1 protein-coding gene is annotated in these 236 nt (G+C 28.4%); it reads right to left on the reverse strand.

Annotated features, from left to right (window positions below; translation table 11 throughout):
- A partial coding sequence (locus R0J87_RS24615; RefSeq protein ID WP_498889661.1) for a hypothetical protein occupies window positions 1-224 on the reverse strand: 224 nt, incomplete at its 3' end.
- Window positions 225-236: the final 12 nt, after the last annotated feature.

The following is a 236-nucleotide window of genomic DNA, read 5'->3' on the forward strand; positions in this document are numbered from 1 at the left end:
TGACCGATTTCTTTCCAGAAATCATCTGCAAAATCTATCTCATGGGTAATATAGAATAATTCGCTTTCCTGAATTTTTTGAGAGAATTCCTTTAAACTAACTTCAGAGGATTTTTCAAAATAACTTAATATTTCTCGGTAACTTTCAGACAATTTCATTAGTTTATCTTGAATTTCTTCTCCATTTTTTGTATTTTCTTGAAAGTGATAATTATACTCTCTCATGTACTTCATTAG

The organism is Halomonas sp. SIMBA_159 (assembly GCF_046536035.1).
Classification (GTDB): Bacteria; Pseudomonadota; Gammaproteobacteria; order Pseudomonadales; family Halomonadaceae; genus Vreelandella; species Vreelandella venusta_A.